Source organism: Tepidibacillus sp. HK-1, from assembly GCF_001748485.2.
Classification (GTDB): domain Bacteria; phylum Bacillota; class Bacilli; order Tepidibacillales; family Tepidibacillaceae; genus Tepidibacillus_B; species Tepidibacillus_B infernus.
Genome location: NZ_BDGM02000003.1, coordinates 109,739 through 132,674, shown reverse-complemented (window position 1 = coordinate 132,674; position 22,936 = coordinate 109,739). Strand labels below are relative to the sequence as shown.

Annotated in this window: 22 protein-coding genes; 20 read left to right on the top strand and 2 right to left on the bottom strand. The window is 35.8% G+C overall.

The genetic code is table 11. The annotated features are described in order from the left end of the window. Window positions 1–855, bottom strand: coding sequence for a YitT family protein (locus BEN26_RS02385; RefSeq protein ID WP_069799342.1), 855 nt, complete (start codon window positions 853–855; stop codon window positions 1–3). Between the two features lie 188 nt (window positions 856–1,043). Between BEN26_RS02385 and sleB the strand changes: the two genes are divergently transcribed. From sleB to BEN26_RS02350, 7 genes are all read left to right on the top strand, one after another. Next, entirely contained in the window at window positions 1,044–1,700 is a 657-nt protein-coding gene (sleB, locus tag BEN26_RS02380; protein WP_069799341.1) for a spore cortex-lytic enzyme, read from the top strand. 323 nt (window positions 1,701–2,023) lie between these two features. Further along, entirely contained in the window at window positions 2,024–2,215 is a 192-nt protein-coding gene (locus BEN26_RS02375) for a hypothetical protein (protein ID WP_068725350.1), read from the top strand. A 231-nt stretch (window positions 2,216–2,446) separates the two neighbouring features. Next, window positions 2,447–3,241, top strand: coding sequence for a flagellar motor protein (locus tag BEN26_RS02370; protein WP_069799339.1), 795 nt, complete (start codon window positions 2,447–2,449; stop codon window positions 3,239–3,241). Further along, window positions 3,234–4,019, top strand: coding sequence for an OmpA/MotB family protein (locus tag BEN26_RS02365; RefSeq protein ID WP_068725346.1), 786 nt, complete (start codon window positions 3,234–3,236; stop codon window positions 4,017–4,019). Before BEN26_RS02370 ends, BEN26_RS02365 begins: the two co-directional genes overlap by 8 nt. A gap of 4 nt (window positions 4,020–4,023) precedes the next feature. Next, window positions 4,024–4,872, top strand: coding sequence for a sulfite exporter TauE/SafE family protein (locus BEN26_RS02360; protein ID WP_181482165.1), 849 nt, complete (start codon window positions 4,024–4,026; stop codon window positions 4,870–4,872). Next, window positions 4,869–5,258 carry a DUF1634 domain-containing protein gene (locus BEN26_RS02355; protein ID WP_069799335.1) on the top strand — a complete coding sequence of 130 codons (390 nt, stop codon included), beginning with the start codon at window positions 4,869–4,871 and terminating at the stop codon, window positions 5,256–5,258. Before BEN26_RS02360 ends, BEN26_RS02355 begins: the two co-directional genes overlap by 4 nt. Window positions 5,259–5,509: 251 nt before the next feature. Next, window positions 5,510–7,156: a glycerol-3-phosphate dehydrogenase/oxidase gene (locus BEN26_RS02350; protein WP_069799334.1), complete on the top strand. Its 1,647-nt coding sequence runs from the start codon at window positions 5,510–5,512 to the stop codon at window positions 7,154–7,156. Window positions 7,157–7,231: 75 nt separating this feature from the next. On the opposite strand, the gene BEN26_RS02345 is transcribed toward BEN26_RS02350, so the two are convergent. Then, window positions 7,232–7,423, bottom strand: a complete 192-nt coding sequence (locus tag BEN26_RS02345; protein ID WP_068725338.1) for a hypothetical protein — start codon at window positions 7,421–7,423, stop codon at window positions 7,232–7,234. Window positions 7,424–7,811: 388 nt separating this feature from the next. On the opposite strand from BEN26_RS02345, the gene BEN26_RS02340 reads away from it, so the two are divergent. From BEN26_RS02340 to BEN26_RS02280, 13 genes are all read left to right on the top strand, one after another. Then, entirely contained in the window at window positions 7,812–8,357 is a 546-nt protein-coding gene (locus BEN26_RS02340) for a glycerol-3-phosphate responsive antiterminator (protein WP_069799332.1), read from the top strand. Window positions 8,358–8,548: 191 nt separating this feature from the next. Beyond that, window positions 8,549–9,433 (top strand): carbohydrate ABC transporter permease, encoded by an 885-nt coding sequence (locus tag BEN26_RS02335; RefSeq protein WP_069799330.1) that lies wholly within the window; start codon window positions 8,549–8,551, stop codon window positions 9,431–9,433. Next, window positions 9,433–10,248 carry a carbohydrate ABC transporter permease gene (locus BEN26_RS02330; protein WP_069799517.1) on the top strand — a complete coding sequence of 272 codons (816 nt, stop codon included), beginning with the start codon at window positions 9,433–9,435 and terminating at the stop codon, window positions 10,246–10,248. Before BEN26_RS02335 ends, BEN26_RS02330 begins: the two co-directional genes overlap by 1 nt. Window positions 10,249–10,265: 17 nt before the next feature. Then, window positions 10,266–11,603: an ABC transporter substrate-binding protein gene (locus BEN26_RS02325; RefSeq protein ID WP_069799328.1), complete on the top strand. Its 1,338-nt coding sequence runs from the start codon at window positions 10,266–10,268 to the stop codon at window positions 11,601–11,603. A gap of 193 nt (window positions 11,604–11,796) precedes the next feature. Next, window positions 11,797–12,513, top strand: a complete 717-nt coding sequence (locus BEN26_RS02320) for a glycerophosphodiester phosphodiesterase (protein WP_255421838.1) — start codon at window positions 11,797–11,799, stop codon at window positions 12,511–12,513. A gap of 4 nt (window positions 12,514–12,517) precedes the next feature. After that, window positions 12,518–13,231: an MgtC/SapB family protein gene (locus BEN26_RS02315; protein WP_069799324.1), complete on the top strand. Its 714-nt coding sequence runs from the start codon at window positions 12,518–12,520 to the stop codon at window positions 13,229–13,231. A 31-nt stretch (window positions 13,232–13,262) separates the two neighbouring features. Next, on the top strand, window positions 13,263–14,762 hold the full coding sequence (glpK, locus tag BEN26_RS02310) for a glycerol kinase GlpK (protein WP_069799322.1): 1,500 nt from the start codon (window positions 13,263–13,265) through the stop codon (window positions 14,760–14,762). A 216-nt stretch (window positions 14,763–14,978) separates the two neighbouring features. Then, window positions 14,979–16,598: an anaerobic glycerol-3-phosphate dehydrogenase subunit GlpA gene (gene glpA / locus BEN26_RS02305; protein ID WP_069799321.1), complete on the top strand. Its 1,620-nt coding sequence runs from the start codon at window positions 14,979–14,981 to the stop codon at window positions 16,596–16,598. After that, window positions 16,591–17,763, top strand: coding sequence for an FAD-binding protein (locus BEN26_RS02300; protein WP_069799319.1), 1,173 nt, complete (start codon window positions 16,591–16,593; stop codon window positions 17,761–17,763). Before glpA ends, BEN26_RS02300 begins: the two co-directional genes overlap by 8 nt. Further along, on the top strand, window positions 17,735–18,958 hold the full coding sequence (locus BEN26_RS02295; protein WP_069799318.1) for an anaerobic glycerol-3-phosphate dehydrogenase subunit C: 1,224 nt from the start codon (window positions 17,735–17,737) through the stop codon (window positions 18,956–18,958). The genes BEN26_RS02300 and BEN26_RS02295 overlap by 29 nt, the downstream gene beginning before the upstream one ends. 607 nt (window positions 18,959–19,565) lie before the next feature. Continuing rightward, window positions 19,566–20,609 carry a glycoside hydrolase family 43 protein gene (locus tag BEN26_RS02290; protein ID WP_220126396.1) on the top strand — a complete coding sequence of 348 codons (1,044 nt, stop codon included), beginning with the start codon at window positions 19,566–19,568 and terminating at the stop codon, window positions 20,607–20,609. Between the two features lie 79 nt (window positions 20,610–20,688). Then, window positions 20,689–21,978: an ABC transporter substrate-binding protein gene (locus BEN26_RS02285; protein WP_069799316.1), complete on the top strand. Its 1,290-nt coding sequence runs from the start codon at window positions 20,689–20,691 to the stop codon at window positions 21,976–21,978. 62 nt (window positions 21,979–22,040) lie between these two features. Then, window positions 22,041–22,925, top strand: a complete 885-nt coding sequence (locus tag BEN26_RS02280) for a carbohydrate ABC transporter permease (RefSeq protein ID WP_069799315.1) — start codon at window positions 22,041–22,043, stop codon at window positions 22,923–22,925. Window positions 22,926–22,936: the final 11 nt, after the last annotated feature.

The window sequence follows — 22,936 nt, the reverse complement described above, 5'->3', positions numbered from 1 at the left end:
TTAATGGATGGATTTTTTTTGGAATCTACCACCCATGACATCGTTAACATGTTCAATCGCAACAAAGGCATTAGGATCTATTTCTTCAATGATCGATTTCAACTTTGCCACCTCTAGTCTTGTGACAATTACGTATAATAATTCCTTGTCCTCTTTAGTATAGCCACCTTTTCCATATATGTGTGTAACTCCACGGCCAAGTCTAGCAATTATCTTTTCGGCAATCAAATCAGGCTGATCGGAAATAATCGTAACAGACTTTGACTCATCAAGGCCAGCGATCACAATATCAATCGTTTTAAAGGCAATAAAATAAGCAACTAAAGAATACATCGCACTTTCCCAGGTAAAGACAATCCCAGCCCCAGTCATGATAAAAATATTAAAAAACATCACAATTTCACCAACAGAAAAACCAAAACGTTTATTTGCTAAAATTGCAATGATCTCTGTTCCATCTAAGGATCCTCCGTTTCTAATTATGAGACCTACACCAATACCTAGGATAATCCCACCAAAAATAGTAGCTAGAAACATATCTCCTGTTACCACATCAAATTGATGGACAAATGAGACAAAGATGGACAAAAAGCCAACTGAAATAAGTGTAGTGATTGCGAATGTTTTTCCAATCTGATTGTAGCCAACAAACAAAAAAGGAATATTTAATATGACAATAAAAAGACCAAGCGGATAATTTGTCAGTTCACTTAAGATAATCGATAATCCAATAATGCCACCATCAATTATTTGATTGGGAATGAGAAATGTTTCCAATCCTATAGCAACAAAAAAAGTACCCAAAATGATAAATAGATAGCGTTTGAACCATTTTCTTAAAACTTTTCCTTTCATGATCATCCCCCCTTAAAGTTCCTTTATTTGTTAAATTAAAGTAGAAATTCTCAACGTTACCAATAAACTCATATTGAATAAGCGTTAGATATTATGTAAACTTATCGACGAGTCTTCCCTATTACTTAGTGCCTAAAGACCAGAAAAAATGGCCCTAAAGCTTAAGTAAGAAAGGAGAATTTGTAACCATGTTGAAAAAATTACAGAAAATGATGATATCTATCTTTATTTTATCATTAGTCTTTTCAATCATTCCAATAAATGATGAGGCCAATGCCCAGACACCTACACTTTTAACGTATGGAAGTAGTAATGGGGATGTTTGGGATTTGCAATATCGTTTAAAGCAATTAAATTATTCAGTAGATATAGATGGAATCTATGGATATCAAACATTAAATGTGGTTAAAAAGTTTCAAAGTAATTATGGACTTATGATTGATGGAATTGTAGGTCCAATCACTTGGAAAACGCTGAAGAAATATAGTTTGTCACAAGATGAATTTAATCTATTGGCTCGATTGGTATATAGTGAAGCCAGAGGTGAACCCTATGAAGGTCAAGTAGCTGTTGCTGCTGTAGCTTTAAATCGCGTTCATTCTAAGAAATTCCCAAATGATCTTAAATCCGTGATCTTCCAAGATCGTGCCTTTACTGCAGTAGCTGATGGTCAATTTTGGCTCACTCCTAATGAGACAGTTAAATTGGCAGCACTTGATGCAATTAGAGGTTGGGATCCATCAAAAGGTGCGTTATATTACTTTAACCCAGACACTGCAACATCTGCTTGGATATGGTCAAGGCCGCAAATTTTAAAAATAGGGGATCATATTTTTACAAAATAATAAGACTCACATTAATCTCATCTCTTTCTTCCATCTGTCATTTAAGGGTTTGTATATTCCATAAGCTGCTACATAGCGTGACTAGCAGCTTTAGCTGTGTAGCACGACTTGTACACTTTGTGTGCCTTCAGAAGTGCCCTTCTCTCCGTAATCTTTATTCATAGAAGGGCACGGATGACGGAGCGCGATGGAATATACAAACCTTTTTTTTACTTAAATAAATAGATGTTTAAATTTTGTTATAATACAAAATTTAAATAGGTGTTGACTGTTATATAGTATATTGTTATAATACAGTTAACAAGAAGATTGGGGTGTTTGATATGATGAAGGTAAATGATAAAATCTATCAGATGAAATCTGGAAAACCCTTTGAACTTAGAGATATCGATCGTCTATTTTACGCATGTTGTTATTTAGACAGTAATCAAAGCTTTTTAATGGAAAAGGAAAAATTTGATGTAGCTATTGTAAAAGGAATCATTACAGAACAACGTGCTGCTGTTGGTCTTTAAACTTCAATTTAATCAATCATCCTCTCCCTAACATTTGTTAGGGTTTTTTTCTTTTATCAAAAACTAAGTCTTTAGGATTAGTTTTCCTTCTTAAGACTTCTTAATATGGGACCAAGGTATTAACTTCACGGCAACCGTTACTTTTGTAGGAAGATGAGGAAGGAATAATGAAAATAATGTCGAATAAGAGAATCTGAAGTAAATTTATGTTGTTTTAGAGGATGTGACTAGATGGACTTATCGACAATTATTGGACTTATTTTAGGATTTGCAGGACTTATTGGTGGTTTCATTTTAGAAGGAGGACATTTTACTTCTCTTCTACAAATAACAGCGTTTATGATTGTTTTTGGCGGAACGTTTGGAGCAGTTATTGTAAGTTTTCCGATGTCACAATTAAAGACTGTTCCAAAATTGTTAAATATAGCATTCACTGAAAGAAAGCTTCATGTTCATGAGTCAATCAGACAATTGGTGGATTTTTCTTCACTCGCTAGACGTGAAGGGATTCTTGCTTTAGAACAGCGTTATGAAGATTTAAAAGGTAATCCTTTTTTAAGTGAAGGATTAATGATGGTCGTTGATGGAGTTGACCCTCAACTGATTAGAGAAATCCTTGAAATTGAAATTTCAAATATAGAAGCTAGACATGAAAAAGGAATTAAAATCTTTGAATCTGCAGGTGGATTTGCGCCTACGATGGGAATCATCGGAACGGTTATGGGGCTTGTCCATGTGTTAGGGAACCTATCGAATCCAGATGAATTAGGCCCCTCTATTGCTGTAGCCTTTATTGCAACCTTGTATGGTGTTGCTAGTGCCAATGTCATTTATCTTCCTATTGCTGCAAAATTAAAAGCAAGAAGTCAGATGGAGGTCTTAATTAAAGAAATTGAAGTAGAGGGGATTTTATCGATTCAGGCAGGTGAAAATCCGCAGATGCTCAAGAAAAAATTATTGGCATTCTTGCCACCTGCAGAACGTATAGATGATGAAGAGAATCCAATAGGTGACAACAATGAGTAATCGTCGTAAGAAAAAAGGAGAAGCCCCTGAAAATCACGAACGCTGGCTAATTACATATGCTGATTTAATCACCTTGTTAATGATCTTTTTTGTTGTGATGTATTCAATGAGTAAATTAGAAGTTCAAAAATTCGACCAAATTGCTGCTTCCCTTTCTGATGCATTTTATTATAGTTCCTTTGTTGAAGGGACTGGAAAGAATGGAATTACTGGAACCGGTGACGGGCAACAAAATAAATTAAAGGAAAACATTATTAAAAATCTAGAGGATGAGCATCAAAAGCAACTCGAAAAAGGATTAAAAGACCTACGAAAAAAAGTAGAACAATATATTAAAGCCAATCATTTAGAAGATAGTATTGAAATGATTGAACTCCCACGCGGTATACAAATTTCATTAAAAGAAAAGATTTTCTTTGATTTGGGAAAAGCAGAGATAAAACCTGAAGCTAGGGGAATTTTAGACAGTTTGGCAGCGATGTTTAAAGAAATTCAAAATCCATTAAGTATTGAAGGTCATACCGATAATCTTCCCATTAGACCGGGATCGACTTATAAATCTAATTTTGACTTATCTGCAGCTAGATCTTCATCTGTATTACATTACCTGATAGAAAAACACCAAATTAAGCCTGAAAGGTTAAGGATCGTTGGTTATGGTGAATACCAACCTGTTTATAAAAATGACACACAAGAGCATAGACAAGCGAATCGCAGGGTAAACATAGTAATACTAAGATATGAATATGAAACAAATGAACAACTGGGTATCAATTGAGGAGATGACAGCCTTGGCTATATCTGTATTATTGATTTTTATGGTCTCCATTGTAGCTGGAGTCTTCGGTTCTCTTTTAGGACTAGGTGGTGGGATCATCGTGATTCCAGCACTTACTTTATTGTTTAAAATCCCTATTCATTATGCAATCGGTGCTAGTATTGTTTCTGTGATCGCTACATCAAGTGGGGCAGCTGTCGTCTATGTCAGAGATAAATTAACCAATATTCGTGTTGGGATGTTTTTAGAATTAGCTACTACAACAGGAGCTTTAACAGGAGCATTCATTGCTGGCTTGATTAGGCCTCATATTCTTTATATTTTATTTGGCTTATTGTTATTATTCTCAGCCATCACCATGCTACAAAAAAGGAATCAGGAATTGCCGGTTGGGGGTGTCCCACACCCTATTGCTAATAAATTAGGGCTACATGGAGAATATTATGATAAGGCATTAGAGCAACAAGTAAGGTATAAGGTAACTGGCGTATATGGTGGATTTGGAATGATGTATGTTGCAGGCGTTATTTCTGGCCTATTAGGAATTGGTAGTGGAAGTTTTAAAGTGATGGCGATGGATATGTTTATGAAACTTCCTATGAAAGTCTCAAGTGCAACAAGTAATTTTATGATCGGTGTGACAGCAGCAGCAAGTGCAGGGGTTTACTTGATGAGGGGAGATATAGATCCCAAAATTGCAGGTCCTGTAGCTGTAGGGGTTTTAATCGGTGCAGTATTTGGCACAAAATTGATGCAGAATTTGAGAAGTGTAACAATAAGAAAAATTTTTATTCCTGTCTTAGTTTATGTTGCCATTGAAATGCTTCTTAAAGGTTGGGGGGTTATTTCATGAGTCAAACATTAAGTAGAGAAGAGCAAAAGCAGGATGAAAATATCCGCAAAATGGAAGTTACAATAAGCAAGCTGCTAAGAATAGGGGTCTTCATTAGCGCCATCACCATTTTTATCGGCTTATTATTATTTGTCATTAGTGGGAACACAGGGTATCCCAATCAATCTTATCCCACTCATACCATTGAAATTTTGAAGGGATTTCTTGAACTAAAACCCTATGCAGTGATATTAACAGGTTTACTTTTGTTAATTCTTACCCCCATATTTAGAGTAGCCATTTCGATTATTGTCTTTATTCAAGAAAAGGATTTTCTTTTTGTTGTGATCACAACGATCGTTTTTGTGATTTTAATCGTTAGTTTGTTTTTAGGGAAAGCTGGGTAAGAAATTGAGTCTCTATTCTTGGAAGAAGATCATTTTTCTTGAGCTGTATTTCTTTTTGATATATAATGATGATGACAATTAAAATACAGGTCGGAGAATTGGAGAGACCGTAACATCCTTATTAGGTATTCTAGTAGGGTTTTGTTGCGGTCTCTTTTTTCTGTATTTGTTGGGTTTTGCAAAAGTTTATGGAATGCTTCAAAGAAATTCGTCACTTTTGTGGGTACTCTTAATAGAAAGGGTGAATTGAAATGGAATTTTCTAGTATTAATCGAAGCAAATTTTTAAAGCAAATGAGTAAAGAACCACTAGATCTTTTGATTATTGGTGGTGGGATTACAGGTGCAGGTATTGCATTAGATGCTGCATTAAGAGGTATGAAGGTTGGATTAGTCGAAATGCAAGACTTCGCGGCTGGAACCTCTAGTCGTTCAACAAAGCTCGTACACGGAGGGTTAAGATATTTAAAACAATTTGAAGTAGGTGTTGTAGCAGAAGTGGGAAAAGAAAGAGCAATTGTTTATGAAAATGCTCCTCATGTGACCACTCCTGAGTGGATGATTCTTCCTATTTATCAAGGAGGAACCTTTGGCAAATTTTCCACTTCAATTGGATTAAAGGTCTATGATTTTCTTGCTAATGTGAAAAAAGATGAAAGAAGAACAATGCTTAATGTAGAGGAAACCTTAAAAAAAGAACCTCTATTGAAGAAAAATGGACTTAAAGGTAGTGGGGTCTATGTTGAATATCGGACAGATGATGCCAGGTTAACGATAGAAACGATGAAAGAAGCACAGAAACATGGAGCATTAGTTAGCAATTATGCTAAAGTAGAAGAGTTGATCTATCGCGACCATAAACTGATTGGTGCACAAGTAAAAGACCTGATTTCTAATCAGGTGTATGAAATTTTTGCTAAAAAAATTGTCAATGCCACTGGCCCTTGGGTTGATCATGTAAGGGAAATGGATGGATCTAAACAAGGCAAACATTTATTATTGACCAAAGGAGTTCATCTTGTCTTTGATCAAAAAAAATTTCCTCTACAACATGCGATTTATTTTGACGTTCCAGATGGGCGAATGGTTTTTGTCATTCCAAGGGAAGGAAAAACTTATTTAGGAACAACAGATACGGTTTACCAAGGAGATATTCAAAACCCAAGAATGACAGAAGAAGATCGGTCTTATCTTTTAGCAGCAGCAAATAACATGTTTCCTGATTTAAAACTAACGGATCGTGATGTCGAATCTAGTTGGGCAGGACTAAGACCACTCATTCATGAGGAAGGAAAATCACCTTCTGAAGTATCAAGAAAAGATGAGATTTTTGTATCTGACACAGGCTTAATTTCCATTGCTGGTGGTAAATTAACCGGTTATCGTAAAATGGCCGAACGGATTGTGGATTTGGTAACAGAGAAGTTACAGAAAGAAGAGCAATTACGATTCCCTCCATCAAGTACAAAGAATAAAACATTATCTGGAGGAGACGTTGGTGGTTCAAAAGGATTTATCGATTTTATCCAAAGAAAAGTTGCAGAAGGAATGACTTTCGGTTTGTCTAAGGAAGAGGCCACTAACCTTGTAAAAAGGTATGGTTCTAATGTGAGTGAAATCTATCGTTATATTGGTCAGAGCAGCGACTCTAAAATTGGGTTGCCTAAGTCTGTATATGGGGCATTAGTATATGGGATTGAACAAGAGATGGTTGTGTCTCCATTAGATTTTTTCCTAAGAAGAACAGGGGCAATTCTTTTTAATCGGGAGTGGGTTATAAACTGGAAAGAATCGGTTATACAGTTCATGGCAGAATATTTAAAATGGACAGAGCGAGAAAAAGAACAGTATAGGAGTGAGCTAGAGACAGAATTGAAATATAGCGTGGAAACTGTTTAGGTTATATTCAAGGGAACTTGGTACAAACCAAGTTCCTAAATCATGTTAGCTTATGGTACCTAGCAGTTAGTGTTATTAAACACTACTGCTTAGGTGTATCCCGTAGGCTAGAATTTCAGAAGGAGTAGATAATTTGTAACCCTGAAGCTCAGAATAATCTAACTTTAGAGGTTCATCGAATGTTTTTGCAGTAAAAGAGTCAAATATAAACATCTGGTTATTGATAAGAACTGTTTGATCACTTTCTTTTGGTTCATCCAGAACCAATTCTACCTCAAGGGTGAAACCTCAGCCAGCAGCCAACTCTGCTTTAATACGTACCCCAATATTGGAAGGTAATTGTAATGCTTCAATTTGCTTTAAAGCTTGATCAGTTATAGAAAAATCCATATTCATTCCTCCATTAAAAAGCAATATGATTATTGTAACATATCACACTTTTTTCACAAAATAATAATTTAATTAATTTTTTTGTGGGAAACGTATTCACATTATCGCTATAGAATGGTATGATTAATTCACCAAACATGTTTTGGTTGAGAGATTATTTGGAGTGCCGTTGGCCATTAGGGCTTGCGGCCATTTTTTTTACTAAATACTATATTATATATTATAAGAGAACTGTCCTGATTATTTTTAGAGGGAGTGACCTGTTTTGGATTTTAACGGTCAAAGAATTTTACCAGCAATACGTAATATGAAGGATTTTGAAAAAATACTGAAGAGTGATATAGAGTACTTTATTTTACTTAACAGTCATATTGGGCAGCTAAAAAGTATTTCTGAATATAGCAAAAAAGCAAATAAGAAATTGCTATTGCACATAGATTTAATTCATGGATTAAAAAATGATGAATATGCTACACAATTTGTGATTCAAAACATTCAACCATTTGGCCTAATCTCAACTCGTTCACAAGTGATAACCACTGCCAAAAAGAAGGGGTTACTTGCTATACAACGTCTATTCTTACTGGATTCAACGGCATTAGAAACAAGTTATAAGTTGTTTGAGAAAACCCAACCTGATTTTATTGAAGTATTACCAGGCCTTATTCCACATATGATTAAAGAAGTAAAAGAAACAACTAGAATTCCTGTTCTAGCAGGTGGCCTGATTCGTACAAAGGATGATATAGAAAATGCACTTAATGCTGGTGCTACAGCCGTTACGACTTCAAATTATGAATTATGGGAATAATGATAAAATTTTTGAACTTTTAATCATATTTTATATTGACACCGCTTTCATTCCATGACACAATATAGACACAAGTTAATAGTTAATGAGGAGATCTGGAGATCCATTATATAAACCTTTTATGTAAAGGTGTATTTAATATGGATCTCTTAATTTTTATAGTAAGATCAAGAAATCAAGGGAGGGGTTGCATGAATAGAGTTAAATCGATGAAAAATTTTGGTGCTGGAATGCTTTATGTTGGCCCAGCATTATTACTCATGATTATTTTTATTTTTTATCCAATGGTAAAAACGCTTTATTATAGTTTTTTTATGACCAACGCAAGAGGAACTCCAGTTTTATTTGTTGGGTTAGAAAACTACACGGAACTGCTCCAATCAGATAGTTTTTTACTAAGTATAAAGGCTACTTTATTATTTGTCTTAAACACAGTTCCTACAGGAATTATCCTAGCATTATTTCTAGCAATAATTGCCAATGAAAAATTAAAAGGAATTGATTTTTTTAGAGTGATCTTTTCTTCAACCATTGGTGTTTCTGTTGCAGCTGGCTCAACCATTTGGTTATTTATCTTTCATCCTAGTATTGGTTTTTTAAATAATATATTAACTACTATAGGTTTACCAGCTATACAGTGGTTAACGGATCCTAAATGGGCATTGTTTTCCATTGCATTGACTACGGTCTGGATGAGTGTCGGTTTTAACTTTATCATTTTATTAGGTGGACTACAAAATATTTCAGAAGAATTATATGAAAGTGCGTTAATAGATGGAGCTGGATATTGGGTTCGATTATTTAAGATAACCATACCAATGTTAACTCCAAGTCTCTTTTTTGTCACTGTTGTTTCTGTGATTAATTCTTTTCAAACATTCGGACAGATTGATATCTTAACAAAGGGTGGGCCAGCAGAATCGACTAATTTGATCGTTTACTCTATATTCCAAGATGCATTTATTCATTATAAATTTGGAATAGCTAGTGCTCAAGCAATGATCTTATTTGTTTTTGTACTCATTATTACAATATTCCAATTTAAAGTAGGAGAAAAGAAGGTGCATTACCAGTGATCAATCAAACAAAAAAAATATTTATTTATATCATTTTGGTTATGGCAGCCCTTCTGATGTTTTTTCCTATTGTTTATGCGGTTTCAGTTAGTTTTATGAGTTCCTCTGAACTATATGATGGGCATTTTCTTCCATCAAGCTTTTCATTTGAAAATTATATAACTGCTTTCAATAGTGTTCCACTCATGAAGTTTATGGTTAATAGTTTTATCATTTCTTTTACAGTTATGTTTGGTCAACTCATTGTAAGTAGTTTAGCCGCTTTTGCTTTTGTGTTTATTGATTTTAAAGGTAGAAATTTAATCTTCTTTTTGTTCATTTCAACCATGCTCATTCCTTGGGAGGCAACGATGATACCTAATTATTTAACAATTATGAATCTAAACTGGATCAATACCTATCAAGGATTATCAGTTCCATTTTTTGCATTAGCCTTTGGAACTTTTCTACTTCGCCAGCATTTTAAAACAATTCCAAAAGAATTATATGAATCAGCACAAATTGATGGATGTGGACGCTTTAGATTTTTTGTATCCTTTGTTTTACCTCTATCCAAACCAATGTTAAGTGCATTAGCTATCTACGGCTTCTTGACTACGTGGAACATGTATTTGTGGCCATTGTTAACCACAACGAATAATAATGTTCGTACGGTTCAAATTGGCCTAAAAATGATGATCTCTCAAGAAGCATCAACAAATTGGAATGTTGTTATGGCTGGAGTTGTTATGGTGTTATTACCGACGCTTCTATTACTATTCGTTGGTATTAAACAATTAAGGAGAGGCTTATTGGCTGGTGCAGTTAAAGGATAAAAAAGGGAGGAAAATTCATGAAAAAATTTGTAATCATAATGTTAATTCTTGCATTGATGGTTTCCGTATTTGGTTGTACGAATACTGCCAAAGTAGGAAAAGATGCAAGAACAACGAATGATGGAAAGACGAAAGTTGTCTTTTGGCATTCAATGGGAGGGCTACCAGGGGAAACATTACAGAGACTTGTAGATCAGTATAACAAACAGCAGGATAAAGTTTTCGTTGAAGCTATTTTCCAAGGTTCCTATGAAGAAGCTTTGACTAAATTAAAAACAGTTGGGGGTACTGCTGAAGCTCCAACATTAATGCAAGTGTATGAAATTGGTACAAAATACATGAGTGAAAGTGGCTTTATCCAACCCATTCAGGATCTAATTGATAAGGATAAATATGATTTATCTCAATTGGAAGAAAATATTTTAGGATACTACCAAATTGATGGAAAACTTTATTCCATGCCTTTTAATACTTCAAACGCAATTATGTTCTATAATAAAGACAAATTCAGAGAGGCTAATCTAGATCCTGAAAATCCACCACAAACATTTAGTGAGATAAAGGAAGCTGCAAAGAAATTAACCAATAAGTCGAAAGATGAATATGGTTTTGCAATCCTAATCTATGGCTGGTTTATTGAACAATTAATGGCTAACCAAGGTGCATTATATATTGATGCTAATAATGGCCGTGGTGGTGAACCAACAAAAAGTCTTCTTAACAGCCCTGAAGGATTAAGAATCTATGAATGGTTAGATGAAATGAACAAAGAAGGTATCTTAGGTAACTATGGGCGGAATTGGGACGATATTCGTGCTGCATTCCAAGCTGGTAAAGTTGCTATGTACTTAGATTCTACAGCTAACACAGCTGCTGCAGTAAAAAATTCTTCTTTTGAAGTAGGTACTGCGTTCTTACCATCACCTGATGGGGTTTCACCTAATGGTGTAATTGTTGGAGGTGGATCTATTTGGATGATGAATAGCGTAGCTGAAGCTGAAAAAGATGCTGCATGGGATTTCTTAAAATTCTTAGCACAACCTTCAACACAAGCAGATTGGGCAGCAACAACAGGATATTTTCCAATTACCAAAGCTGCTTATGAAGAAAAGGTATTAAAAGATACCTATGAAAAATATCCGCAATTCTTGACAGCAGTAAAACAATTACAAAATACAAAGCTAACTTCTGCAACGAAAGGTGCACTAATGGGTGTGTTCCCAGAAGCTAGACTCGAAGTTGAAACCTCAATTGAGAAATTATATCAAGGAGAAGCACCACAAAAAGTATTAGATGATGTGACCAATAAAATTAACAAATTACTAGATGATTATAAACGAGTGAATAAAAAGTAGAGACTAATCATATGAAAATGAGCTGAAGCAATTGCTTCGGCTCATTTTAAAAAGGAAAGAAAGCATAACTTTCTTTCTAATTATCTATTTTGGCCACACAAAAGTAATCGGTGTTTGCTTAGAAGGAAGCCGGCACTTTTTTGGTTTTCTTAAAACACGGAAGTTTTCTGTGAGTAATTGGAGGGAAATGAAAATGATTTTTGCCCATCGTGGTGCTTCAGGATATGCACCTGAAAATACAATGGCTGCATTTCGACTTGCTGAAAAAATGAATAGTGATGGTATTGAATTAGATATTCAATTGACAAAAGATGGGGAAGTTATCATTTGTCACGATGAAAAAGTGAACCGCACAACAAATGGAATGGGATATTTAAAAGATTATACGTTGAAGGAATTGCAAAAATTAGATGCAGGATCTTGGTTTTCAAATGAATTTAGAGGAGAGAGAATACCTACTTTAGATGAATTTCTAACATTTGCTTCAAAAACAAATTTAGTAGTCAATATTGAAATAAAAAATATCCCTTTCTTTTATCAAGGAATTGAAAAGAAAATGCTTGATCTTATCAGCAAATATAAGATGCTTGATCGTGTACTTATTTCTTCATTTGATCATTATACTTTAGCAAAAGTTGCAAAATTAAATCCACAAATCAAATTGGGTGTTCTTTTCTCTACAAGGATCATTGACCCTGTAAATTACGTACGTCATCTACCGTTTAAAGTTTATAGTGTCCATCCTCACGTCTCTTTTGTAGATAAGAAGTATATTCAAGCATTTCATGAGTATGATTATAAAATATATCCATACACTGTAGATAGTTTATCTTTATTTAAGAAATTGACTAGTTATTGTCTTGATGGATGTTTTACTAATTTTCCTGATAAAATGAAGGGTTTGAGGTGATAGGATGACAGAAGTCTGGTCTATTGATTATCTTCATATTCTTCTAAGATTATCCTTAGCAGTACTGTTAGGTGGGGTAATTGGTTTTGAAAGAGAACAGCATAATCATCCTGCTGGTTTCCGTACACATATATTAGTCAGCTTAGGTTCTACCTTAATCATGCTTATTTCGATTTATGGCTTTGAACCTTTTTTACATGAAGAAAATGTAAGATTTGATCCCTCCCGTATTGCAGCTCAAGTGGTTGCTGGAATTGGATTCTTAGGTGCGGGGACGATTTTAAGACATGGTTTTACAGTCACTGGTTTAACTACGGCAGCATCACTTTGGGTAGTTGCAGCTATTGGCTTGGGTATTGGAGCTGGCTTTTATTTTGGGGCAGTAGTCACAACTTTTTTTGTTTTAGTTAGTTTAGCCGTATTAGCAAAATTTGATCAGTTTATTATCCGCAAAAGACATTTAACGCAAATCAGAGTGTGTGTCGTTGATCAACCCGGAAAACTTGGGGAAATTGCTATGAAATTAGGAGAAAGAAAGATTAACGTCAAAAGCGTAAGTATTCATGATGAAGAAAAAGATGATAATGAAGTAAGCTATGTGACCATTGATTTAACGTTAAGGATGCAAAAACCAAATTCTTTACCATTTGTAGTGGATGATATTAAGCAGATTAAAGGTGTGAAAGAAGTTCAGTATGGGAATAGCCTTGAGTCATAAAAGGGAGAAAACAAATCTAGGGGGGTCAGATATGTCTGAAAAATACATTCTATCTTTAGACCAAGGAACAACCAGTTCAAGAGCCATTCTATTTAATAAAAATGGGGAAATTGTGGCAATGACACAAAAAGAATTTCCTCAATATTATCCACAACCTGGGTGGGTAGAACATAACGCTAATGAAATTTGGGGATCCGTTTTAGCTGTTTTAGGAGAATTATTTGGAAATTATAATGTAGAACCAAGTCAAATTGAAGGAATTGGGATTACCAATCAGCGTGAAACGACTGTGGTATGGAATAAGAATTCTGGCATTCCTGTTTACAATGCAATTGTATGGCAAAGCCGCCAAACAGCTGACATTTGTGACGATCTAAAAGCAAAAGGTTATGAGCAAATGGTGCGTGAGAAAACTGGATTAGTAATTGATGCATATTTCTCAGGTACCAAAGTCAAATGGATTTTGGATCACGTAGAAGGGGCTAGAGAAAAGGCTGAAAAAGGTGAATTGTTATTTGGTACAATCGATACATGGCTCATTTGGAAGTTAACGGGTGGAAAAGCCCATGTTACGGACTATACAAACGCTTCAAGAACCATGCTATTTAATATCCATACTCTGGAATGGGATGAAGAATTATTAAATATCTTAGATATACCAAAGGCGATGTTACCGGAAGTAAGGCCATCATCTGAGATTTATGGAACTACTGTTCCTTATCATTTCTTTGGTCAAGAAGTACCGATTGCCGGTGCAGCGGGAGACCAACAGGCTGCATTATTTGGTCAAGCATGTTTTGAAGCAGGAATGGCAAAGAATACTTATGGAACTGGTTGCTTCATGTTAATGAATACAGGTGCAAAAGCTGTTCCATCGAAACATGGTCTATTAACCACCATTGCATGGGGGGTTGATGGAAAAGTTGAATATGCTTTAGAAGGTAGTATCTTCGTAGCAGGTGCTGCTGTTCAGTGGTTACGTGATGGATTACGCGTAGTAGACAATGCACCACAATCAGAAGAACTCGCAACAAAAGTTGACTCAACTGACGGTGTGTATGTTGTTCCTGCATTTACTGGTTTAGGAGCTCCTTATTGGGATATGGATGCACGTGGAGCTATCTTTGGTTTAACACGTGGAACAACTCGTGAACATTTGGTACGTGCCACTTTAGAATCATTAGCATATCAAACAAAAGATGTGCTTTCTGCTATGGAAGCGGATTCTGGAATAACCTTAAACACTTTACGTGTGGATGGTGGAGCCGTTAAAAATAATTTCTTAATGCAATTCCAATCTGATTTATTGGCTGTTCCAGTAGAGCGCCCAGTTGTGAATGAAACAACTGCATTAGGCGCAGCTTATCTTGCAGGTTTAGCAACAGGTTTTTGGAAGGATAAAGAAGAGATTGCAAAGAAATGGGCAATTGATAAGACATTTGAACCTGTTTTAGATGAAGAAAAGCGCGAAGAATTGTATTCTGGCTGGAAACGTGCAGTAAACAGCACCATGCATTGGAGTAAGAATTAATTTAAAGGGTGGATGATCTCCACCCTTCTTATGTTTTTTAGATTACTACTTTAACCCTGAATGAAAGCGTGTTATAATTTATATAGACAATTTTATCGGTTATTTTGGTTGGAGATTCGGAGAGACCAAACAAATCAAGCCTTTGACAAACTAGTGCAAAGGATGATTTGTGCTGGTCTCTTTCTGTATATATAAGATCTTTTGGGGGAAATGGCGATGAGAAAACTGGAAACTGAAGTTGTAGTGATTGGTGGAGGGGCGACTGGTGCTGGCGTATTGAGAGACTTGGCACTTCGTGGCATCAAGGCGATTCTTGTTGAACAACAGGATTTAGTTCATGGTACTTCCTCTCGCTATCATGGACTACTCCATTCAGGTGCGAGATATGCGGTTGGGGATGCAGAGACCGCGCGTGAAAGCTATGAAGAAAATTTAATTGTGAAACGGACTGTTCCGGGTTCGGTCGAAGATACAGGGGGTTTTTTTGTAAAGGTTCCTCAAGATGACGATGCTTTTGTTAAAAAATGGCTTGAAGGATGTAAGAAAGCGGGGATTCCGATACAAGAGGTTCCGCTAGAGCAAGCCTTTTTAGAAGAACCTTCTTTATCGAAGAATATCCAAGCCGCTTATCATGTACCAGATGGTGCAGTAGATGGTTTTACATTAGTTGTTGATGTGACAGCAGATGCAGTACGTAGAGGAAGTAAAGTATTGACCTATCATCAGGTAGAACAGATGATCATGCGAGAAAACCGTGTGGTTGGAGTCATTGTTCGTAACGTCAATACGGGTGAACAAATTGAGATTCATGCAAACATAGTCGTCAATGCGACAGGGCCTTGGGCTGCTAGAATTGCTGCTTTGGCTGGTAGCGAAGTTCATATGATCAATAATCGTGGAATGTTAGTGGTGTTTCATCACCGTTTTAATAAAAAAGTGATTAATCGTTTACGTAAGCCAGGAGATGCTGATATATTTGTGCCTGCACATAACGTTACGATCTTTGGAACGACTGGAGTAAATGTCCCTGAACCTGACGATTTTTCGTTATTCCGAGAAGAAGTAGACAAGATGCTTCGAGATGGTAAGGCAATGATCTCTGATGTTGAGCAGATGCGAATTATTCGCGCGTTTGCGGGGATAAGACCCCTTTACCAAGAAAAAGGTGCTATCGGAGACAGTGGGCGGAATGTGAGTCGAGGAATGGCACTACTTGATCATAAAACTCGTGATGGTATAGAGGGGATTATTACCATTACTGGCGGTAAATTCACTACTTTCCGTTACATGGCAGAAAAAACAGTCGATTTAGTTTGTCAAAAGTTAGGTGTTTCCACTAAATGTACTACGGCGGAAGAGATTGTTCCACACCGTGAAGCAAAGGAATTTTTTAAAGAAGTGAATATGGCACCAGCCGCAAAACAAAAGCTTTCTCATTGGGCAGGAAATCGAGCTGAAAAAATCAAGAAAAACTTACAAGAACATGATTTATTAAATATCGTTGTCTGTGAATGTGAACAGGTCACTTTAGGGGAAATTGAGTCTGTTTTACCGGATGGCAAGTTTCATTTAGGAGATATTCGTAGGAGAACACGTTTAGGGATGGGAACATGTCAGGGGACATTCTGTAATTTCCGTACAGCAGCAATAGCTGTGGAAAGAAGTATCACAACATCAGAAGAAGCAAATAAAGCACTACTTGATGCGGTAGCAGAGAGACAAAAAGGGATGAAAGTCGTAGCGACAGGTGAAACAGCCAAGCAGTTAGATTTGATGAACACCATTTATCATGTTTCTTTGGGAATGGGTAAAAAGGGGGAGAAAGCTCATGTATAATGTGGTTGTAATCGGTCAAGGCTTAACTGGAATGTTGTCAGCAATCTGGGCTAAGGAAGAAGGAGCTTCAGTTGCACTTGTGAGCCAAGGAACAGGAAAGATCATTCAATCAACAGGGGTGATGGATATTTTTCCGGGATCAGATGCTGGAATGAGCGAGCTGATTCGAGAATACCAGATCAAAGACTGGAATCCATTACTTGTTGAGAGTGGAATCGACCGTTTTAAGGAGTTAATGATTCGATTAGGAAATCCCTATCAAGGCAAGATTGAGCAACCCGTAGAGATCGTAACGGGTTCAGGTTTTCTAAAATCAACCGCCTTATACCCGATAACAGTTGCTCCCATTCCTCATAGAGGTCATGTGGTTGTGGTTGGATTCCAAGAAATTACGGATTTTCAACCCACATATGTTGCAGAAAATTTAGCAAGTGAACGTTCTGAATTGACCATTGACCATTTCTCGATTTCATTAGGTCAGCGTTCGCTTCGAACCATGACACAGCTTGATGCCGCTAGATTATTGGAACAAGAGGTAGTTCGAAAACAAGTCATTTCCAAAATAAAAGCGAAGATGAAAGAGTTATTGATTCGTAAGCCAGATTTGATTATTCTGCCTTCTGTATTAGGCGTGATGAATTGGAAAACTGTTTGGAATGATTTTAAGACAGAATTGGACACAATCATTACTGAAGCGGTGGGTATGCCACCGAATGCAACAGCCATTCGTTTGCAAGAACAATTGCAAAAAGAAATGATTCGTTTGGGTGTACGGCAGTATGCCAATTCCAAGGTAGTGGGTAGTCATCGAGTGAATCAATGGATTGAATCCGTGATGGCACGGAATACCCATAACACGATCGAAGTAAAGGGCAAATCATTTGTTTTAGCCACAGGTGGAATCCTGGGTGGAGGACTAGAGCAATTGGTGAATGGTGTGACAGAAACAGCTCTAGGATTAGAAGTGGATGAGCAAGGCAATCTTGTGAATCCATGCGAGAATCTTTTTCTCGTAGGAGCTGCACAAGGTATAGGTGTCACAAAATACGGCATTACAGGTGGAATTTTTTCGATTCTATCCAGTTATGAGTCGGTGATCAAGAATAGCTATCGTTTACAAGTAGGAGGAGAACAACATGATAAACTTACTCGAAACCAGTTATGATCAATGTCTCAAATGTAATGCTTGTGTAGTCAGTTGTCCTGTCTCCAATGCAACACTAGATTTTGGTGGACCAAAACATCTAGGACCTGAGCTGAAACGATTGATGGAGAATCAAGAACTCATTGATGATCCACGTATTGAGCTATGTACGCTATGTGGAAACTGTGATATCTCTTGCCCAGAAAATGTGCATGTCACTACGTTAACAGCACAAGTCAAAGCTATTCATGCGGAGATGTTAGGTACTAAGTTTCGCGATAAAATCTTAAGTCGAGCAGAACTTGTAGGAAAAGTGGCTTCAACTTTTGCACCAATCACAAATACAGTGATGGAGATCAAACCCGTGCGTAAAATAATGCAAAGGATAATGGGAATTCATGCTGAACGAAAATTTCCTAAGTACACCTTCAATAATTTCAACCGTCGTTATAAAAAGAAAACGGCAAAAACGAAACGAAAAGTGGCCTATTTTGTCGGTTGCTATGCTACATATAATGCCCCTGAAGTAGCTGAGGCTTTTGTGGAAGTCATGGCTTACAACGGAATTGAAGTAGCATATCCTGAACAACATTGTTGTGGCATTCCTATGTTAGCAAACGGCCAAATGGATCAAGTGATGAAAAATGCAACATTTAATGTGAATAGCCTGCTTGAATATACACGTCAAGGATACGATGTGGTACTCACTTGTACTAGTTGTACTTTAGCTTTGAAAAAAGAGTATGTTTCTATTTTAAATATACCTGGAGCCGAGGAATTAGCAGAACATGTATATGATGCTGATGAATACTTAAGAATGTTGCATGAGCAAGAGGAAATGAATACGAATTTGGCTCCAATGAATGTAAAAGCAGGATACTATGCTCCTTGTCACATGAAATCCCAAGGAATTGGCAACCCAGCCATGGATGTTCTTGAACTGATCCCTAATTATCAAATTCAGGATTTAGCTGCTGGTTGTTGTGGCCAATGTGGAACTTTTGGATTTAAAGAAGAGAAATTTGACCTATCGCTAAAAATAGGAATTCAGATGAAGGAAGCAGTGGAAGAATTAAATGCAGATTATACAGTAACAGAATGCGGCATGTGCAAAAATCAACTAGATCAGCTTACAGATAAAAAAGTATTACATCCGATGCAAATTCTATCTGAATCTTATAATAATGCAAACAATACAAAAAAGCGGCACGCCTAATGGAATGCTGCTTTTTTAATACCCACATTTTACAAACAAATGTATAATAAATGCTGAAGGTTTTCATACAACATTTTATAAAAGGAGTTGTGTGTTCGTTTTATTAGTTCTTAGAATATATCTAGATTTTTCGTTTGCAAAAAATCAGATCAAGAATATAGCAGACCTAATCATTGTAAAATATTCCAATTGAATTTAAGCAATATCATTAGCTTTGGACTTATGTGGCTTGTGTTTATCATCGTTCGTTAATATGGGATTTTCTATAGAAATGCTTTTAACATAGAATAGAGCTAATTTTTTTGAATTGAGAGCGAAGCAGTTCTCTTTTTTTACTAAAAATATTGATTCAGGTTATGAAATTTCTACATTTATTCTTAAAATGACATAACCTAAATTAGCTAATGTTATCGTTTTCTGGTAGAAATATTAAAGAGTAAAGTTATTGACAAGTTGTTTAAACAGGGTTATATTCAAATCAAGGTAAAAAATTTCCTAAAATTTTTACTTGAATTTTTTTGTTTTTTAAACGATAATGTAAGCGTAAACAAGTAAGGGTTTTCTGAAAAGGGATACGCTTAATTCTACTAAAAAAGGAGGGGGGAGATTGAAGGAGAAATACCGAAAAGTGTTCTTAATCTCTAGTATTTTGTTGTCTGTTGCGGTTATTGCAGGAATTGGGGTGTTCTATTCATTGTTGGCGCAAAAAACGATTACTTATAAAAATCCTGTTGGAGATATGACTGACATTGGTGATCCGTTTGTATTGAGAACAGGGAACTCCTATTATATGTATGCAACTTCTGAAGCTACAAGGGGATTTAAAGTATGGAAATCTAATAACTTAGTAAGTTGGGAATATAAAGGGTTGGCATATGATCATTATGAGCAGGCAAACAGATGGGCAACTGGTGATTTCTGGGCTCCAGAAGTGATTAAACACGATGGTATGTTTTATATGGTTTACAGCGCTCGGAATAATGATGGATACTTACGGATTTCAATTGCAACAAGTAAAGATCCATTAGGACCATTTAAAGATACTAGCGTTGATATTATTAAAAAAGAAGGTTCCTATATTGATGGGCATGTCTTTATTGATAATGATGGGACACCCTATCTATATTATGTTAAGGATAACTCTGAAAATATCATCAATGGAAAACACGTCAGTCAAATATATGTTCAAAAAATGGATCAGAGTCTAACTCAATTAATCGGTCAACCTCAATTGCTAATTACCCCAGATCAACAATGGGAAGGTCTTGACAGAGACTTTCAATGGAATGAGGGTCCATTTGTTCTAAAACATGATAAAAGATATTATCTTATGTACTCAGCCAATTTTTATGCAAGTGCAGATTATGCTATCGGATACGCTGTTTCTGATCATCCAATGGGTCCGTTTAAAAAAGCTAAAGAAAATCCAATCCTATCAAAAGATCTCGAACATGGAATATCCGGCCCAGGTCATAATAGTGTAACTCTTGGACCAGATGGTGAAAATCTTTACATTATTTATCATACTCATACTTATCCTAATGCACCTAGCGGATTAAGACAAATGTATATTGATAGGCTTTTTTTTGAAGATGGAAGAATAAAAATTGAAGGACCTACTTATTTGGAACAGGAAATAAGAATAGATTAAAAAAACATTATTAAAATTCACATCTTTTAATGCAAATGCTAACAATAGACAATGAAGAATTAAAGGAGGAAAGAGTAAGATGATTAAAGTTTCAAAATGGGTTAGCTTAATGCTGGTAGTCGTATTGGTGTTTACATTATCTGCTTGTTCAGGCAGTAATTCAAATGATAATGCGGATAACTCAGGAGCAAGTGGTGCAACAAAAGTTGTCTTTTGGGCGCCGTTTTCAGGCCCGGATGGCCAATATATGAAAGATATGGTTAAAAAATTTAATGAAGAGAATCAAGGAAAAATCAATGTAGATTTAAATATCGTTCCACAAAATCAATACTATAATATGATTGATTTAGCTTTTTCTGGAAAACAAACGTTACCAAATTTAATGATTATGCATACTGACCAAATTCCAACATATGCAAGTAAAGGTTTATTAGAAGATTTAGGGACTTTTGTTCAAAAAGCTGGATTAAAAGAAAGCGATTTCGCTATTACGGCTTGGAATGCATCGCTTATTAACGGAAAGCGTTATGGTATTCCACTAGATATTCATCCATTGGTATTATATTGGAACAAAGATTTATTTAAAGCTGCGAACTTAGATCCAGAAAAACCACCAAAAACTCGTGAAGAATTCTTGCAATATGCTCAAAAATTAACTGATGTAAGTAAAGAACAATATGGTTTTGTCGTTCCAACTTTATGGCCACAACAATTTATTTTCCCAACAGTTTTATATCAAAATGGTGGTCAATTAGCTGATGCTTCAACGAAGAAGGTTACTTTTAATAGTCAAGAAGGTGTTGAAGCTTTACAATTCTTAAAAGATTTAATTTTCGAATATAAAGTTTCGCCAGCAAATGTACAGCAAGATGGAGAGGTAACTTTATTTAAACAAGGTAAAAATGCAATGCATTTAAATGGGCCTTGGATGATGGCCGCATGGGAAGAGGCAAAAATTAATTATGGAGTTGCACCTGTTCCAATGTTAGGGACAAAAGAACAATCCGTGTATGCAAATGGACATAACTTTGTAATCCCAGCTAGTGTAAATGATGAAAAAATAAATGAAGCCGCACAAACCTTTATGAAATGGATTTCTGAAAATGCAATTGATTGGGCGAAATCTGGTCAAGCACCTGCATCGGTGAAGGTTAGAGAATCTCAAGAATTTAAAGATATGTACCAACAACCAAAAGTAGCCGAAGAGTTTGAATATGCAAAATTCAGTCCGCAAATTGAAAAATGGGGACAAATTTCTAACCCATTATGGGAAAATGTTAATTTGGCATTATTGAATAAATTACCCGTAAAACAAGCGCTTGATGAAGCAGCTAAAAAGGCACAACAAATCATTGATGAACAAAAATAGCCTTTAAGATGTGAACCTTTAATGGGGGAGAATTTCTCCCCCATTTCTATAAGGAGGACAATATGAAGCGAAAAAACTATCTAACATCTTATTTGTTTTTATTACCTTATACGTTGGCGTTTTTATTTTTTATGGTTGTTCCACTGATTTATGGAATTTATATTAGTTTGCATGATTGGGAATTAATAGGAAATGCTCACCCTTTTATAGGATTTGAGAATTATATAGACTTGTTTAATCCAGATAAACGAATTCATACAATATTTTGGGATGGGCTTTGGAAAACCATTAAATTTGTTATATTTAGTGTGCCATTTTTAGTTGTTGTTGGTCTGGTATTAGCATTGATAATTAAGAATTTGCCAAGTAAATTCAAAGGATTCTTCCGTTCGATCTATTTCTTGCCAACAGCCATATCTGTAACGGTGATTTCAGTTTTATGGCTATGGATCTTAGATACAAATAGTGGTTTAATTAATGCTTATCTATCCGATTTAGGAATACCTAAAATAGCATGGTTAACGACTACTTCTTGGGCATGGGTATCAATTGTAGTTGCAACCATTTGGTGGACAGTAGGGTTTAACATGATTATCTTTCAAAATGCCTTAGATGAGGTGCCACAGTCCTTATATGAAGCAGCAGAAATTGACGGAGCTGGGTCATGGCAAAAATTCATAAATATTACCTTACCGTCTATTAAAAATGTGACATTGTTTATCTTTGTTACCTCTACAATTGCTTCATTTAATATTTTTGGGCAGCCATTTTTAATGACTCGTGGTGGTCCCGGAACAGATACAAAAGTACTGCTAATGAGTATATATGAAGAAGCTTTTTCAAATTTATCTTTAGGTACAGCAACTTCTATGGCTGTAAGTTTATCTTTAATTATTATGTTGGTCTCCTTACTTCAGTTCCGCTTGATGGGCAAAGAAGGAAAATAGAGGAGGTTAAA